This is a genomic window from Bacillus sp. 005/A4HT-01/001, from assembly GCF_004634445.1.
GTDB lineage: Bacteria > Bacillota > Bacilli > Bacillales > Bacillaceae > Bacillus > Bacillus altitudinis.
Genome location: NZ_SEIZ01000005.1, coordinates 22,378 through 38,258 on the forward strand (window position 1 = coordinate 22,378; position 15,881 = coordinate 38,258).

The 15,881-nt window shown below is 39.0% G+C and carries 16 protein-coding genes; 15 read left to right on the top strand and 1 reads right to left on the bottom strand.

The window, feature by feature from the left end; genetic code table 11:
• Positions 1-21: 21 nt before the first annotated feature.
• Entirely contained in the window at positions 22-1,410 is a 1,389-nt protein-coding gene (gene gabP / locus ES896_RS14835) for a GABA permease (RefSeq protein ID WP_017359846.1), read from the bottom strand.
• Between the two features lie 482 nt (positions 1,411-1,892).
• On the opposite strand from gabP, the gene ES896_RS14840 reads away from it, so the two are divergent.
• The 15 genes from ES896_RS14840 to ES896_RS14900 all read left to right on the top strand — a co-directional run bounded on the left by ES896_RS14840 (position 1,893) and on the right by ES896_RS14900 (position 15,691).
• Positions 1,893-2,792: a cation diffusion facilitator family transporter gene (locus ES896_RS14840; protein WP_008344349.1), complete on the top strand. Its 900-nt coding sequence runs from the start codon at positions 1,893-1,895 to the stop codon at positions 2,790-2,792.
• A gap of 102 nt (positions 2,793-2,894) precedes the next feature.
• On the top strand, positions 2,895-3,857 hold the full coding sequence (locus ES896_RS14845) for an AAA family ATPase (RefSeq protein ID WP_135226954.1): 963 nt from the start codon (positions 2,895-2,897) through the stop codon (positions 3,855-3,857).
• Complete coding sequence (locus ES896_RS14850) at positions 3,854-5,044, top strand: DUF58 domain-containing protein (protein ID WP_007496954.1); 1,191 nt, start codon at positions 3,854-3,856, stop codon at positions 5,042-5,044. The genes ES896_RS14845 and ES896_RS14850 overlap by 4 nt, the downstream gene beginning before the upstream one ends.
• Before the next feature lie 11 nt (positions 5,045-5,055).
• Positions 5,056-7,254, top strand: coding sequence for a transglutaminase TgpA family protein (locus ES896_RS14855; RefSeq protein WP_135226955.1), 2,199 nt, complete (start codon positions 5,056-5,058; stop codon positions 7,252-7,254).
• 186 nt (positions 7,255-7,440) lie between these two features.
• Positions 7,441-8,982: a glutamine-hydrolyzing GMP synthase gene (guaA, locus tag ES896_RS14860; RefSeq protein WP_017359841.1), complete on the top strand. Its 1,542-nt coding sequence runs from the start codon at positions 7,441-7,443 to the stop codon at positions 8,980-8,982.
• Positions 8,983-9,111: 129 nt separating this feature from the next.
• Positions 9,112-9,288: a hypothetical protein gene (locus tag ES896_RS20165; RefSeq protein WP_167764460.1), complete on the top strand. Its 177-nt coding sequence runs from the start codon at positions 9,112-9,114 to the stop codon at positions 9,286-9,288.
• Positions 9,289-9,508: 220 nt separating this feature from the next.
• Positions 9,509-9,649 (top strand): hypothetical protein, encoded by a 141-nt coding sequence (locus ES896_RS20170; RefSeq protein WP_167764461.1) that lies wholly within the window; start codon positions 9,509-9,511, stop codon positions 9,647-9,649.
• A gap of 25 nt (positions 9,650-9,674) precedes the next feature.
• On the top strand, positions 9,675-9,893 hold the full coding sequence (locus ES896_RS14865) for a hypothetical protein (RefSeq protein ID WP_135226956.1): 219 nt from the start codon (positions 9,675-9,677) through the stop codon (positions 9,891-9,893).
• Between the two features lie 152 nt (positions 9,894-10,045).
• On the top strand, positions 10,046-10,408 hold the full coding sequence (locus ES896_RS14870) for a hypothetical protein (RefSeq protein WP_135226957.1): 363 nt from the start codon (positions 10,046-10,048) through the stop codon (positions 10,406-10,408).
• Positions 10,409-10,425: 17 nt separating this feature from the next.
• Entirely contained in the window at positions 10,426-11,814 is a 1,389-nt protein-coding gene (locus tag ES896_RS14875) for an FtsK/SpoIIIE domain-containing protein (protein ID WP_236810255.1), read from the top strand.
• A gap of 299 nt (positions 11,815-12,113) precedes the next feature.
• Positions 12,114-12,620, top strand: a complete 507-nt coding sequence (locus ES896_RS14880) for a hypothetical protein (RefSeq protein WP_034320420.1) — start codon at positions 12,114-12,116, stop codon at positions 12,618-12,620.
• Positions 12,598-13,629, top strand: a complete 1,032-nt coding sequence (locus tag ES896_RS14885) for a replication initiation factor domain-containing protein (protein WP_135226958.1) — start codon at positions 12,598-12,600, stop codon at positions 13,627-13,629. The genes ES896_RS14880 and ES896_RS14885 overlap by 23 nt, the downstream gene beginning before the upstream one ends.
• Before the next feature lie 20 nt (positions 13,630-13,649).
• Positions 13,650-13,853: a DUF3173 domain-containing protein gene (locus ES896_RS14890; protein ID WP_056705756.1), complete on the top strand. Its 204-nt coding sequence runs from the start codon at positions 13,650-13,652 to the stop codon at positions 13,851-13,853.
• Entirely contained in the window at positions 13,853-15,094 is a 1,242-nt protein-coding gene (locus tag ES896_RS14895) for a tyrosine-type recombinase/integrase (protein ID WP_135226959.1), read from the top strand. Before ES896_RS14890 ends, ES896_RS14895 begins: the two co-directional genes overlap by 1 nt.
• Before the next feature lie 18 nt (positions 15,095-15,112).
• A complete protein-coding gene (locus tag ES896_RS14900) occupies positions 15,113-15,691 on the top strand; it encodes a hypothetical protein (RefSeq protein ID WP_135226960.1) in 579 nt (192 codons plus the stop codon).
• Positions 15,692-15,881 lie beyond the last annotated feature (190 nt).

The window sequence follows — 15,881 nt, forward strand, 5'->3', positions numbered from 1 at the left end:
AACCGCTTTTCAGCGGGAGAATTAAGGGTGTTTATTTTCAAGCGCTGCACTTGCAGGCACTTTTTTGTTTGGTTTAAAGATGAAGTAGGCGGCTAGTACACTGATGGTAATGATGCTTGTCAGTATGAGCTGAGGTCTCATTGATTCGATAAACAGCATAGAGGCCAAGATGGCGCAGATGACCAAAATGGTAAAGTACGTAAGGTATGGGAACAGCCACATTTTGATTTTAAGTTGTTCTGGATTTTCTTTTTCAATTTTACGACGCATTCTTAATTGTGAAACGGCAATGACCAAGTAGACAAGAAGTGCAATGGCACCAGAGGCATTGACTAGAAATAGAAAGATGGTTTCAGGGTAAAAGTAGTTCATCATGACGGCAATATAGGAAAAGAAGGTACCAGCGACTGTAGCTGCTACAGGGACACCGCGTTTGCTGATTTTCATAAAACGTTTTGGTGCTTCGCCTCTTTCTGCTAATGAATAAAGCATTCTGGACGTTGTGTATAGACCGGAGTTTAAACAAGAAAGAACGGCTGTTAAAACAATGACGTTCATGACTTGAGCGGCTGATGGGACACCGATGTATTCTAATACTGCAACGAACGGGCTTGTTAAAATATTCGCTGAATTCCATGGGAGTAACGTGACAACGACGGCGATCGACCCGACGTAGAAAACAATAATACGCCATACAACTGAACGGGTAGCTGTTGTCACAGATTTGACAGGGTCTGCTGATTCACCTGCGGCAATTGCCACAATCTCGGTTCCCATGAATGAAAAGATGACAACGACAATCCCGAGGAGCACAGAGCCGAACCCGTTTGGAAGGAAACCGCCATTCCCCGTTAAATTGGCAAGACCTGCAGTATGATGACCGCCAAAACCAAAAATAAATGCAAAACCAATGAGTAGGAATAGAATAATGCTGACGACTTTAATCAATGAAAACCAATATTCAAATTCGCCGAAAGATTTAACAGAAAAGATATTTGTCAAAGTTAAGAGGATTGTGAGGATAAGACTTGTGAGCCAAACAGGTGCATCTCCATACCAATATTGAATAATGGCAGCACCGGCAATGGCTTCAATGGCGATGACGATGACCCAGAAGAACCAGTAAAGCCAGCCGATTGTAAACCCAGCCCACGGGCCGATGGCGTCGCTCGCATATTGTGAGAAAGAGCCGCTTGTCGGATAGGCACATGCCATTTCTCCAAGCATTCTCATAATAAAGATGACCAGAAGTCCGGCAAATGAATAGGAAAGAATCGATCCAGGCCCTGCAGAATGAATGACAGCACCACTACCAACAAATAGCCCTGCCCCAATGACCCCGGCAATGGAGATCATTGAAATATGTCTTGTCTTAAGGTTTTTTTGAAGACCGTTTGTCATGTTGGACATTTCTTTACCTCCAAACATTTCTCTTTTATTCGAGAGTTTGTTTTTAGAATATTTTAAATTTTATCATACTGAATTGTCATTCAGCATTGGACAGGTTATCAAACTGACATTTCAAACCTCTTAACATGATGTTAAAAAGTATAAAGGATTTGAGAGATTATGTTCCCTCATTTTCCTCTGCCCATTCTTAAAAATAGCATAAGAAGGAAGAAAGAAAAGTTGTGTTTTAAAATAAAACTATTCTGACAATTTGGCGGCAGAGTGATTTTGTTCTTTTTCATTTTTCGGGGTGGTTTTGAAAAACGTTGATGGGAGTAGGTCTTGAGGTCAATTGACCTTATAAAAATAAGTTTGCTTAGGTCAACACATTTCTATGTATCCTATTTTGCTGATTCAAGCGAATCATGTTGCTGTAGACCCACACGGGCTTGGCTTTGTAAGATAAATATAGAAAAGTAATGTGTGAGGAGGCGCTGTTCGGTATGGAGCGCTACAACGAATTAAGACAAGGTGAAACAGGTGCTTGGGTCAGCATTATAGCCTATGTGATCTTATCTGCTGTCAAACTGATCATTGGGTATGTGTTTCATTCAGAAGCCCTTTCCGCAGATGGCTTGAATAATACGACAGATATCATTGCTTCGCTTGCCGTATTAATTGGGCTGCGTATTTCTCAGAAGCCACCTGATGAGGATCATCCATACGGTCATTTTAGAGCTGAAAATATTGCGTCACTTGTGGCTTCCTTTATTATGATGCTTGTCGGGCTTCAGGTTTTGCTGAGTGCAGGCCAGTCGCTTTTCTCATCAGAGCATCAAACGCCTGATATGATTGCGGCTTGGACGGCAGCAGGAAGTGCTGTTGTGATGTATGGCGTGTATATGTATAACCGTAAACTGTCTAAACGAATTAATAGCCAGGCGCTATATGCGGCAGCGGCTGATAATAAATCAGATGCTTATGTGAGTATCGGGACGTTTGTCGGAATTATCGCCTCTCAATTTCAGCTGGCGTGGGTTGATACGCTTGCTGCGTTTGTGATTGGCTTAATTATCTGTAAAACGGCGTGGGAGATTTTCAGAGATGCGTCTCATTCGTTAACGGACGGTTTTCATATAAAAGATATGTCTAAATATAAAGAGACGATTGAAGCGACACCAGGAGTGGGCGATTTGAAAGACATTAAAGCTCGTTATCTTGGAAGCACCGTCCATGTGGATGTGGTCGTTGAAGTAGAACCGCATTTAAACATCGCAGAAAGCCATGATATTGCAGATGAAATTGAACGCAGAATGAAGCAGGAACATGATATTCTACACTCTCATGTTCATATGGAACCAGCAAGTGAGCCTAAAGAGGAGCAGAAGTCTTTTCCATCGTGAGAAGGCTTCTTTTTTCTACGTGTTGATGTTTCATGCAAATGCGTGTTGTATGGTAAAGTTAGACTATATGAAAATTGACGGAAACGTGATAGGAGGATCAGGATGGCATTTGATGAACCGATGCATTCAGATTTACAAAAAATCGTAGATAACATCAATAAAGTAATGGTAGGGAAAAAAGATATTGCGATATTAAGCCTTGTTGCGATTTTGGCGAAGGGGCATGTGCTATTAGAGGATGTGCCTGGCGTTGGGAAGACCATGATGGTTCGTGCTCTGGCAAAATCCATTGGGTGTGAGTTTAAGCGAATTCAATTTACGCCTGACCTTTTGCCTTCAGATGTAACAGGTGTGTCGATTTATAATAAAAAGACAAACGAGTTTGAATTTAGACAAGGACCGATTATGGGGCAGATTATTTTGGCTGATGAAATCAACCGAACCTCTCCTAAAACACAATCAGCCCTTCTTGAAGCGATGGAAGAAGGCAGTGTCACAGTGGACGGAGAAACGATGCCGCTGGCAGATCCTTTCTTTGTGATGGCTACGCAAAATCCAGTGGAGTATGAGGGAACCTATCCACTTCCAGAGGCGCAAATGGACCGTTTCTTGTTCAAGCTGAAGATGGGGTATCCAACCATGCTGGAGGAGCTTGAGGTGCTGAATTTGCAGGAGAAACAATCGCCAATTGACACGCTTCAGGCAGTCATGACAAAAGATCATATCCATGCTTTGCAGCAAGCGGTTCAGACCGTACATGTGGATGCATCGATTAAAGAATATATTGTCGAAATCGCCCAAGCGACGCGAAATCATCCGTCTGTCTATTTAGGCGTGAGCCCAAGGGGTTCAATTGCATTGATGAAAGCGGCTCAGGCGTATGCGCTGTTGAACAGGCGGGATTATGTGATTCCTGATGATGTACAGTATTTGGCGCCTTACACATTGCCGCATCGCATGATTTTGACATCGGAAGCAACATATGAAGGGAAGAAGGCGGAGACACTGCTACGACAGATGATTGAGCATATTGGCGTACCAGTTCAAAAGTCGATGACTCAATGAAGTCACGTGACCGTTTCGCTTTTTCACTATGGTTACGGGTGTTTATGCTCCTTCTCCTCACGGCAGCAGCCTTTTGCTATGCCATGTTTCAGGGCGGCTTTGTGAGCTGGTTCCTTTTTTATGCATTTTCACCATATGCTTTGTATGCTTTGCTGTTTGCCCTTGTTCCACTTCGTGCAACAGCCAAAAGGACATTACAGCATACCCGGTTAAAGGCAGGGGATGTGCTGTCTGTTGACCTTGAAATCAAGCGGACGAATCTATTTCCGTACGTGTACGTCATACTTGAGGATGACCCACCGGATACCTTCCATTTACAGGAACAGATTGAAATGAAGCGAATGATCTTTCCATGGTTTCGGCAAACGTGGCGATTTTCATATCAATTTAATGACATCATGCGGGGAGAGCATCAATTGAGAGCGGTTAGAATCAAAACGGGTGATATGTTTGGGTTTGTGGAAAAAGAAGTGATTCTTCCACTAGAGAAAAAATTGCTTGTGTATCCTAAAATGTTGGATATTCCTGTTGAATCTGCTGCATCGGTGAATGAAAATGGAGGCAAAGCGTTGCACTCTTGGTTAAATGAACCGACAAATGTGACAACAGGTGTGCGTGAATACCAGCAAGGAGACCGTTTCGCTTGGGTGGACTGGAAGACAACAGCTAGAAGAGGTCAGCTTATGACGAAGGAGTTTGAACAGAATCAGACAAAGGATCTGGTGGTGTTTGCTGATTTTACAGATGAAGCCGCTTTTGAAACGATTGTGTCTATGGCCGCATCGGTTCTGCAAACGGCTGTGAAAAAAGGGGTGCCGGTAGGCCTTGTCCCGCTTGGGTATCAGCACTTATTTCGAGTGGATCAAGGAGAGAGGCATTTACAGGACATGCTCTACTATTTAACAAAGGTGCAGTATCAGCCTTCTCGTGCACCTGATTATCAATCATTAACATCGAGTGAGCACCAGCAGACAGGAAAGTATGTGGTGACAGGTCATCTGCAAGAAGAGCTTGCTGTCATTTTACTTGGGAATCGAAACAGAAAGAACATCACCGTTCTTTTAGTGAAGAGAGCCGTTGATCGATTGACGGCAAAAGAAAAACAGCTTGTGGACCGGCTTAAAGCTTCTGGGATACACACGACCCTTTTATTTGAGGACCGGCTGCACGAAAGAACTGTGAGGTGACAAACATTTATATGCATCAGCGGCAAAGTCGTTTTGAGTTGTTCATCTATTATGCTGTCGCATTTCTGCTGCTTTGGGAGTGGCTTCGTCCGCTTCAAGATTTTACAGAGACGAGTCATACGTCTTATTTCATCATTTTTATAGGGCTTACGTGTTTGTTTACGTTCTTTCGATTGAAGTGGTATGTGACGTTTCCTATTTGTGCTGGATTGATCTTGCTCGCATTATATTTGATTTTTTATCAATCAGAGCCAAGTTATCTGCCTGCGCTGTTTGCTGATATTAAAGATAATATTTCTTTGATGAGCATGGGCATGTGGAGTGACATGTATCCGTCTTTCCGCACATTGTTGTTTTATATTTTGCTTTGGCTACTTGTTTATTTGCTTCATTATTGGGTTGTGTATCAGCAGCGTATCTTTTTCTTTTTACTGATGACGATTGTATATGTCACGATTCTTGATACGTTTACGCCTTATGATGCGACTTTTGCGATCATTCGAATTATGGTATTTGGCTTTTGTTTGCTTGGCCTGCTCTATTTCGACCGGCTTCGTTCGGCTGAAGGTGTGCGGGTGTCACAGAAAGCGCGTCTCAATTGGTTCTTACCCATGCTGGCGCTTGTTCTTGTATCAGCATCACTCGGTGCGTCTTTGCCAAAATCTGATCCGAAATGGCCTGACCCTGTCCCGTTTTTTAAAGCGGTCACGAATCAAGATGGTTCCACCGGGCAGAATAAGGTGGGATATAGTGCGGATGATTCGTCGCTTGGGGGACCGTTTAGTGAGGACCGTACACCGGTATTTAAATGGAGCGGAAAAGAGCCGTCTTATTTTCGTGTAGAAACAAAAAGTATTTACACGGGGAAAGGCTGGGAGGATGCTTCAAATGATACGAAACCTACTCGGTTAAAAGGGAGTGATGTGCCGAACCGGTGGTTTACCAATCGCGTAAAAACAGAGGAGCATGAAACAAGAGTCGATATGGAATCAAATTATCGATTTAATCATGCTGTTTATCCGATTGGTACGGTTATGCTGACGCCAATGGAAAACATTCCACTGCAAATGATGGGCAAAACGGAGAAAATTGTCCCGTCTACTCAAAACCCGCCTAAAAATTTAGGGAGCTATCGAGTCAGCTTCTTATCACCTACATTTATCCTAGAGGATTTACAGCGGATCAAAGTACCGACCAAGCAGCAAGTGAACCAGCAGGTCGGACGTGAATACTTGCAGCTCCCATCCTCGCTGCCAGAGCGTGTGAAAACATTGGCGAACAGCTTAACGGAAACGAAGGATAATATGTATGATAAAGCAAAAGCGATCGAGGATTATTTAGGATCTGCGAAGTTTTCATATGAAACCCAAAATGTCTCTGTGCCTGGGCGTAACGAAGACTATGTGGATCAGTTCTTATTTGATACGATGATTGGCTATTGTGATAACTTTTCAACCTCGATGATTGTCATGCTTCGCTCGATTGGAATTCCGGCGAGATGGGTGAAAGGATATACGTCTGGTCAGTTATATGAAACACAGATGGATGGAAACAATGTGTATGAAGTGACCAATAACAATGCCCATTCATGGGTAGAGGTGTATTTTCCAAACCGTGGTTGGGTGACTTTTGAACCGACAAAAGGGTTCACGAACCCAGAGACATTTACGAATGAAACCACGGCTAACAACGACCAAGCAGATGATCAAGAGGATGAAAAAGATCAGCCCGCATCTGATCAACAAGAAAACGAGCAGACACAGCAGCCGCAGCAACAAGAAACAGAACAGCCGGCAAAACAAGAGGAACAAGCAGCTAAAGCAAAGCCAAGTATGGTTCATGTTGGTTCAATCTTGGGCTACACAGCAGGTGTCATTGTCTTTCTTGGTTTCATAGGCTGGATGCTTTACCGGTTCAGAGCAAGATGGCTGCCAATCTTTATTGTGAGAAAGGTAAAACGTCTGCCAGATGAGGAAGCTTTTTTCTACGCATATGCTGCTCTATTAAAACAGCTAAGGCGCAGAGGGATCGAGAAAAAGCCAGGCATGACGCTAAGAGAATTCGCTTCTTTGATCGATGACAAGGATGGAGATCATCACATGTCAGAGCTGACGAAGCTTTATGAACGTGCGCTTTATCGGCGAGAGGATGCGTCGGCGCTTTGGCAGCAGTCGGCAAAGTTATGGGAAAATTTAATAAACAGGAGATAGTCTTGACCGCGTACCTTCCTGTTGTTAGAATAGGTGAATATTAAAACCTTCTAAAATACATGAAATTGAAGCGTTCGGATGTGAGTCTGGGCGCTTCAAAAGCGTGATTCACACTGAGAGCAGGTTTTCTCCTCTCATTTTTTCTGTGCGTTTATAAAAAACTATATTGGACATAGAGGTGACACCATGACAAATTTAGTAAATGAAATGATTTTGGTTCTCGATTTCGGCAGTCAGTACAATCAGCTGATCACTCGCCGTATTCGTGAATTTGGTGTGTACAGTGAGCTTCATCCGCACACTTTAACTGCTGAAGAAATTAAAGAAATGGCCCCTAAAGGAATCATCCTTTCTGGTGGACCAAACAGTGTTTATGATGAAGGATCTTTCCGCTGTGACGAAAAGATTTTTGATCTAGGCATTCCGGTTCTAGGCATTTGCTACGGCATGCAGCTGATGACTCACTATTTAGGTGGGAAAGTAGAAGCGGCAAGCCAGCGTGAATATGGAAAAGCAGACATTCATATTAACGGAACACCTGCTCTATTCAAAGACCTTCCAACGGATCAAGTCGTTTGGATGAGCCATGGTGACCTTGTCGTTGAAGTACCAGAAGGCTTTACAGTTGATGCAACAAGTGCACATTGTCCAAACTCAGCGATGAGCTTAGCTGAGAAGAATTTCTATGGCGTTCAGTTCCACCCAGAGGTACGTCACTCTGAGTACGGAAATGATCTATTGAAGAACTTTGTCTTCGGCGTATGTGAGTGCGATGGCAAATGGTCAATGGAGAACTTCATTGAAATCGAAATGCAGAAAATCCGTGAAACAGTAGGCGACAAACAAGTATTGTGCGCACTAAGCGGCGGTGTAGATTCATCTGTTGTGGCGGTATTGATCCACAAAGCCATCGGCGATCAGCTGACATGTATTTTCGTTGACCACGGTCTTCTTCGCAAAGGCGAAGCAGAAGGGGTTATGAAAACATTTAGCGAAGGTTTCAACATGAACGTGATTAAAGTAGATGCGAAAGATCGCTTCTTAAACAAGCTAAAAGGTGTGTCTGATCCTGAGCAAAAACGTAAAATCATCGGTAACGAATTCATCTATGTATTCGATGACGAGGCGGACAAGCTAAAAGGAATCGACTACTTAGCACAAGGAACTCTTTACACTGACATCATTGAGAGTGGTACAGCAACGGCACAAACAATCAAATCTCACCACAACGTTGGCGGTCTTCCAGAAGACATGCAGTTTGAATTGATTGAGCCACTTAATACGCTATTCAAGGATGAAGTCCGTGCTCTAGGATCAGAGCTAGGTATTCCAGACGACATCGTATGGAGACAGCCATTCCCAGGTCCAGGACTAGGAATCCGTGTACTAGGTGAAATTTCTGAAGAAAAACTAGAAATCGTCCGTGAATCGGATGCGATTTTACGCGAAGAAATTGCCAACTTCGGCCTTGAGCGAGACATCTGGCAATACTTCACAGTCCTCCCAGACATCCGCAGCGTAGGTGTCATGGGTGACGCAAGAACATACGATTACACAATCGGTATCCGTGCTGTTACATCTATTGACGGTATGACAAGTGACTGGGCAAGAATCCCTTGGGATGTACTTGAAAAGATCTCGACTCGTATCGTGAATGAAGTGAAGCATATTAACCGTGTGGTGTATGATATTACGAGTAAGCCTCCTGCTACGATTGAGTGGGAATAAATTACTTGAGTAATTATGTTTGTAAATGCCTGTTTTACAGCCTTTATTGAGGTTTAAGAAATGTGAAATGAGTTTTTATTAAAGTAGTTCCCCACCAAACACACCACCAAAAATAGAAAGGTGATAAAGATGCCCAGATATCAAATTACTGTTTCAAAGAATGCTGATGAATTAATCAATAGAGCAGTAAAAGAATTACAAGAAGAATTGGGTGAAGGTGTTATAGTTCGAAAAGGGTATGCTATAGGTGAAATTTTACAACGCTACTTTGATAGTGTTGATAAAGAGAAAAATAATAAAGATTAGTGTCAAAAAACTCACGAATGCATTGCGTTCGTGAGTTTTTTTAATTCTTATCAATACAATAGTTATAGTTCATTCTGACATTACTACAACATCACTGCAACATCACTGTAACATGATATTGCAGTGATATCAGAATTGTGATAGAATACAACTTCAATAACTGAAATATTATATTGCAGTTATTGAAGAATAAACATTTATAAGAGAGGAGCTGATTCATATGATTGACGAAAATTTCGAAAATTTAACAGATGAAGAACAGAAAGATGTTTTAGAATATTTAGATGAATATTTTGAGTTTGTGTTTATTGGGAATGGAGATTATCAGATTGATCAAAATGGGGAAATCATTATTGATTAATTTAATTAGAAAGGAGAAAACTTACATGTCATCAAAAAAAGATAAATTTCAAAGATTATGTAATAAAAGATTAGACACAGCATTAATCAAATTAGATTTAATAGCAAACCTTTCAACAAATCGTTATGAATGTAATGAAGATGATGTAAAGAATCTACTCGTTTCTCTAAAAAGTAAAATCATTCATATAGAAGAACTGTTTGATAAGCGTATTCTTCTGAATTCTAAAAAGATTAATAAGTGAAGAAGCAATATTCGTTTGAAAAAGAAATTAATTGGCGGGAATTCATTTCCCGCCAAAAAGTAGTCTACCAAAATAAATATATCCATTATATTAAATAACGTTTTGGATAATTATTTTCAACGGGACATCAATTTAAAAAGGAAGAGAATACAATGAAAAATAAAATTAAAGTGATAAATAAATTCATCTTTGAAGTAGCTATAATTCTTCTACCTTTTGCGATTGTTTATTTGGTATTGGGGAATTGGCTGTCAGGTATTACGGATTTTGGTAGAACATATGTGTTTTCATCTGATGTAACTAATCTTCGTGAAGTTTATGGGACAGGAGTAAAGTATGGCTGGATAGAGTTTGATACCTTTGGTCAAGGTTTTGAAAATTACAGTTTTGATGTTTCCCATGTATTTTGGGGCGGATTAATATCTGCAATTCTTCTAGTTTTAATTGGCAAGCTAATTCATGTGGGCCTTGTAAAATTATTAGTGAATCGAGTAAATATAAAAAATAGAACTTGAAAGGGCGTTAGTGATCCGTGAAGCTAGAGGCACTAAAGAATATCCTTAGTAGAAGGCAGAATGAATGGCATCATGTTGTTTTTCCGCGCAGGAAAATGAATTTATTAAAATATCTCCTTGGAGTATTCATATTTGTGCTGACAGCTTTTTGTGGAATGGTGTCTAATGCTATTCCTCCACTAATAATTAATATTCCTGTGGTGTATCGCTCTGTCAGTTTTAATGGTTTCGTTAATCTAATCATCATCATTTTTTGGGCGGTATCCATTTATAAAAGTATAAGGCTCTACTTTAACTTTGTTGAGTATCCTAAATCATGGATTGCGAACAATTTAGCTTATATGATTGATACTTTGAAATTATATGACGAGGAATACTTTGAATCTATTAAAAACGATAAAGTTGTTAGGGAAAAGAAAATTATCAGAGTAATTCGAATTCAATATAGGGAAACAAGTAAGCATGTAGTCGTAAGGATTTTACGTGACGGTGATAGGTTTACCAAAGAAGCCACGAAACTTGGAGAGAATTTAGAAGCTGCTTTAGGCTTGGAACTAGACTCTATCAATAAATCAGTAGACTATGCTGAATATGTATTTTTAAAGCATAAAGATGAACGTATAGATTTAAATTCTACTGTTACTAACGTAAATGATTCAGATGAAATCAAAATAACTGGCAACATATCTTATGAGCTTCACAAGGTTCCCCATTCTCTTATTGTAGGAGGCACTGGATCGGGAAAATCATTCTTTATATTAGGTAAAATTGTTAATTATTTAAAGTTGACTCCGCAAGCTGATTTGCGAATTATAGACCCTAAAAAAGCCGATTTAAGTCTGTTTAGATTTGTTACTGGATTTGAAAATAAAGTTGCAACAGATGCCAACCAAATATGCCGAATTCTTAGGGAAACTGTCGAATTGATGGAACGAAGATATACGGAGTATTTTAATGATATATCAGCTTTCGGAAAAACGTATCGAGACTTCAATTTGCCTGTTGTTATTGTGATATTTGATGAATTTTCAGCTTTTATGCATTCAGTAGATAAGAAAATTGCTAAAGAAGCATTAGATTATGTATTTACTCTAGTAATGAAAGGTAGACAAGCAGGAGTAATGATCGAGATCCTTATGCAACGTCCATCAGCAGATGATCTACCTACGAATATAAGGGCACAAATGGGGTTTAAAGCTGGGTTAGGTGCTATGGATTCCATTGGCTATAATATGATATTTGATACGAAAAACGTTGAATATAAGACCGTCACAGAAAAAGGTGGAGGTTACATACAACTAGATGGCAAACACACTTCTCCAGTTTATTTCGAAACGCCGTATATAGACAAAGATTTTGATTTTATAGCAGAAATAGAAAAACTAATGATTCAGAGAGCAAATTAAGTGTTTAATGCTATTCTTGTCAAACAACTACAGCCAATATTGACCGTCAATTTTTGTGAAGGTTTGAGGCGGTGGCAGAGCCATCCGAACGGAGTGGTCTAAAACGTTCAGAAAAAGTGATGGCCAGTTGAGCGATTTTTGCTCAACATGAATCGAAAAATAGGGTCGCACCAGTTGGGTAACACTGGTGAATCTCCCTCAACGAAAATGCTCGAAACCCTTGGTGCTCATGGGTTAGAGGGCTGTGTGAAATCCCGAGAGTTGGGGATTTAAAAAATGATAAAGAGGTGTCTGTAAAAATGGGAAAACTAATATTAAAATCGTCTAAATTACATTCGTTAAATGACTCGGAAAATGTGGATTTGGCTGATTTCCACTTTGATATTAAACAATTTAAGATTCCTACAGCCATGCTGATTCAGAAAGACGGCTTTACTACTCGAATTGAGAAAGAAAAAAATCTAAATGGAGAGTTAGTTGAAACTGGAAAGTATTCTGTCACATTTAAAGTATATGATCGTCCATTTATCGAACTCGTCTTACAAAATGGCGGTACTGAAATTGGCTCCCCTATTACTGTAATAGTTGAAAAACAGGATAGCCTACCTATTTTAGATGATTATGAAGATGGTGAGTTCATTCCAATTTCCTTTTCGGGACTAAAAGTAAAGCCTAAAAAGGTTCAAAAGAAAGCATTTGTTGGGCAAGGTAAACCAATGATTGATACATGGCAGTATTCAGAGCTTAAAGTTGAAGCTGATAGTTATATCATTGGTGAAGCACATGAGTCGTCTAAATCGAAGTAATCAGTGTCTCATTGATTACTTTCGTTGTTCAATTCCGAATAGTGAATTTTCAATTGTTGCTAATGAAATTTTAGGAATCCCTATCTCTGAATTTTCTTCAGAGATTAAGGGGTCACCTTATCCAACATACGATAGATGCATTAGCTTTGCGAATATAAAACTACATTCTTCGGGAAATCATGGAAGCATTCTTGTAGATATGTCAGGACAAGCTTGTCGACAGTATGAGGAATACATGTCAAGAATTGATGGATGGCATTGGTACAAATTTGTATCATTTATTTTAGGAATACAAGGGAAGGTATCAAGGATAGATTTGGCATTAGATATATTCGATAATGCTTCTCCATCTGTAAAAACGCTACAGGATTATGTGAAACGAGGGCAGTTGAGTACGAAAAGCCATAAATATGTTGAAATAAATAGTGGAAGGATTCTTGATGGAAAACTAACAGGGTTTACGTTGTACGTAGGATCATCTCCTCAAATTTTACGAATTTATGATAAGAAACAAGAAAGACGAGATAATGCAGATGAAGTTGTGAACATTGGAAAATGGGTTAGATGGGAACTTGAGTTGACAGGAAACAAAGCAATGTTAGTTGCTCTTCAAATCTCAAATGGGAAACCATTGAACGCTATAGTTAAAGGTGTTCTATCAGCACATTATTGTTTCAAGAGACAACCTAAGAATGTTAGTGAGTTACATAACAAAAATAGGCTTCCTACAATGAAATGGTGGGGAAAGTTTATAGAAGGTATTGAAGAAATACCTTTGAAAGTACAGCGTGAAAAGTTGACTTTAAAGAAAAAGAAAAAATGGGTTGAGCATTCAACTGTAAAGTCAATAAGTATGGTCTATGAATCATTTAGGCGAGTATACGGTGAAAAATATGCTGAGGAATATTTGAAAGAGTTAGTACACATAGGGAAAGAAAAAATCACTGAGTCTGATCAATCATTAATCGAGCAACGTGTTTTAGAACTTGTAAGCGAAGATGAATATTAGTGTGGAAAGGGATATGTGTGATGGGTACAACAATTTGTAAAGATGATTTAATAAAACTAGGCTATAAGAAATATCAAGCTATTTCGCTAATTAGGCAGGCAAAAGCAATCATGGTACAAAAAGGTTGTCCGTATTATAACAACAAAAGGCTGGGGAGAGTACCGAGGGATGTGGTTGAATCAATTTTAGGAGTTTCCCTTTTGGCAGAAATGAGTAACTCCTAATGAAAAATAAAACGCAACAAACAACGAAATACCCTGGTGTATATGTTGATGATAAAGGAAATTTCTTTTATCAATCGGAATTTGGTATTGATCGAATTACGGGAAAACGAATACGTAAAAAGGGAAGAAAAGATGTTAATGGCAAGCCTTTTGCTTCTGCATTTGAAGCAAACAAAGAGTTAACTCGATTAAAAAGAGAATATCATAAGGTTAACAGTTATTCTAACTATAAAATGACTTACGAACAATTTATGAATAGTGTGTACATACCTTATTATCAAACGAATGTTGAAGAAAGTACATTTTCTGTTCGAAAAAGGATATTGGAAAAGATCAGGGATAGATTTGCTTCTATCCCTCTTCGTTCAATCTCGGTAGAAGACGTACAGCATTTTCGAACATGGTTATTAACAAGTAAAGAAAATGGTGGTGCGGGGTATTCACAATCATATGCAAGTCTAGTATTTGGAACGTTCCGTAAAAGTTTAGATAAAGCTGTGGAAATGCAATACTTAGAAATGAATATTTCTAAGAAGGTTAGAGCAATACCAAAAGGTAAGGCAAATGTGTCGTATTGGACAAAAGAAGATTTTGAAAAAGTAATAAACCAAATTTATATAGAAGATTTTTATGAACATTTGAATTTTGTTATGCTGTGGGTCTACTATATGACAGGAATACGAGTGAATGAAGGCACTGCTTTATGGTGGAATGATGTCGATTTGAAAAATAAACGTTTACGTGTCCATCATATGTTAATTATGAAAACGAGAAGTGAATGGAAAAGAAATTCTTATACAAAAACGGAAGATGGAAAGAGAATAATTGCACTTGATGATGATACAATAAATATATTAACAGTATGGCGAAATCGACAATTGGAGATAGGATTAGGTAATTCAAATGACTTTATTTTTAGTTATGATGGATTGCCAATGATTAAATCGACAATAGGCAGAATCATTAAACGCTATTCTCAATTCGCAGGAGTAACAGGGATTCAAGCAAAAGGATTGCGTCACTCCCATGCTTCGTATCTAATCAACGAATTTAACGTTTCTGTTCTTGTGTTATCACAACGTATGGGGCATTCAAGTCCAGAGATTACTTTAAAACACTATGCCCATATGTGGAGTGGGGCAGATACTGCACTAGCTGAGGTAATGGCAGGAAATATTTTAATTGAAACTGCTTTACAAACAAAAATAAAATTCAATGGAAACCAATCATTAAAAAAATGAATTAGAGAGGAAAATTCCATGTTAGATTTAATAAAGGATATTGAAAATGCTCTTCGTAATAAAAGCTATTTATCAGCGCTGGCACTATCTTTAACTTTACCTGATATTTGTGGGGGAATTGAATATCCCCAATTTAAACACAAAAATGGGTCCAGACTAGGTAGAAAACAGTATGAAACATGGTTTAATGATTGGGTAAATCAATATTATGCAGACCACACAGGTTGGACAAATAATGATTCAGAGGCGGAAAATCCATATTTCACTGGAGAAATGTGTTATGGTCTACGCTGCTCTTTTTTACATGCTGGAAATTCAGCTATAAAAGAGTGGGGAGAGAATGAAGACGATGAACATCGTTATTATTACGAATTTAAGCTAGGGATAGGTGGGGCAGATTCGTTTGGTTCTTCTTGTTCAAGTTCAGTTTGTGATAATGGAAAAATCATAAAGACAAAAAGTGTGACCATAAATATTGATAAATTGTGTGAGTACATTTGTTTAGCTGCTAAAACATATTACAAAGAAAAAGATGCTAGTGATTTTGAAAAACATAATATTGATTTAATTGATTTCAATAGGAATCTTCAACAATGATAATCTTGTTTTTATAATGTTTGCAATTTGCTTTCCCACCGAAATTACCACCAAATCAAATTAGACAGTTAAGAAACCTTGCTACTAAAGGAATTTTTGTTACTATGCATGATCGAGTGGGAGTAGTTATAATAGAGCTAGAAACCTTTGTGTATCAAGGGTTTCTAGCTCTTTTTTATGTTAAATTGCA

Coding starts and splice junctions, on each gene's coding strand:
- gabP (WP_017359846.1), bottom strand. CDS start 1,410: ATGTCCAACATGACAAACGGTCTTCAAAAAAACCTTAAGACAAGACAT.
- ES896_RS14840 (WP_008344349.1), top strand. CDS start 1,893: ATGGAGCGCTACAACGAATTAAGACAAGGTGAAACAGGTGCTTGGGTC.
- ES896_RS14845 (WP_135226954.1), top strand. CDS start 2,895: ATGGCATTTGATGAACCGATGCATTCAGATTTACAAAAAATCGTAGAT.
- ES896_RS14850 (WP_007496954.1), top strand. CDS start 3,854: ATGAAGTCACGTGACCGTTTCGCTTTTTCACTATGGTTACGGGTGTTT.
- ES896_RS14855 (WP_135226955.1), top strand. CDS start 5,056: ATGCATCAGCGGCAAAGTCGTTTTGAGTTGTTCATCTATTATGCTGTC.
- guaA (WP_017359841.1), top strand. CDS start 7,441: ATGACAAATTTAGTAAATGAAATGATTTTGGTTCTCGATTTCGGCAGT.
- ES896_RS20165 (WP_167764460.1), top strand. CDS start 9,112: ATGCCCAGATATCAAATTACTGTTTCAAAGAATGCTGATGAATTAATC.
- ES896_RS20170 (WP_167764461.1), top strand. CDS start 9,509: ATGATTGACGAAAATTTCGAAAATTTAACAGATGAAGAACAGAAAGAT.
- ES896_RS14865 (WP_135226956.1), top strand. CDS start 9,675: ATGTCATCAAAAAAAGATAAATTTCAAAGATTATGTAATAAAAGATTA.
- ES896_RS14870 (WP_135226957.1), top strand. CDS start 10,046: ATGAAAAATAAAATTAAAGTGATAAATAAATTCATCTTTGAAGTAGCT.
- ES896_RS14880 (WP_034320420.1), top strand. CDS start 12,114: ATGGGAAAACTAATATTAAAATCGTCTAAATTACATTCGTTAAATGAC.
- ES896_RS14885 (WP_135226958.1), top strand. CDS start 12,598: ATGAGTCGTCTAAATCGAAGTAATCAGTGTCTCATTGATTACTTTCGT.
- ES896_RS14890 (WP_056705756.1), top strand. CDS start 13,650: ATGGGTACAACAATTTGTAAAGATGATTTAATAAAACTAGGCTATAAG.
- ES896_RS14895 (WP_135226959.1), top strand. CDS start 13,853: ATGAAAAATAAAACGCAACAAACAACGAAATACCCTGGTGTATATGTT.
- ES896_RS14900 (WP_135226960.1), top strand. CDS start 15,113: ATGTTAGATTTAATAAAGGATATTGAAAATGCTCTTCGTAATAAAAGC.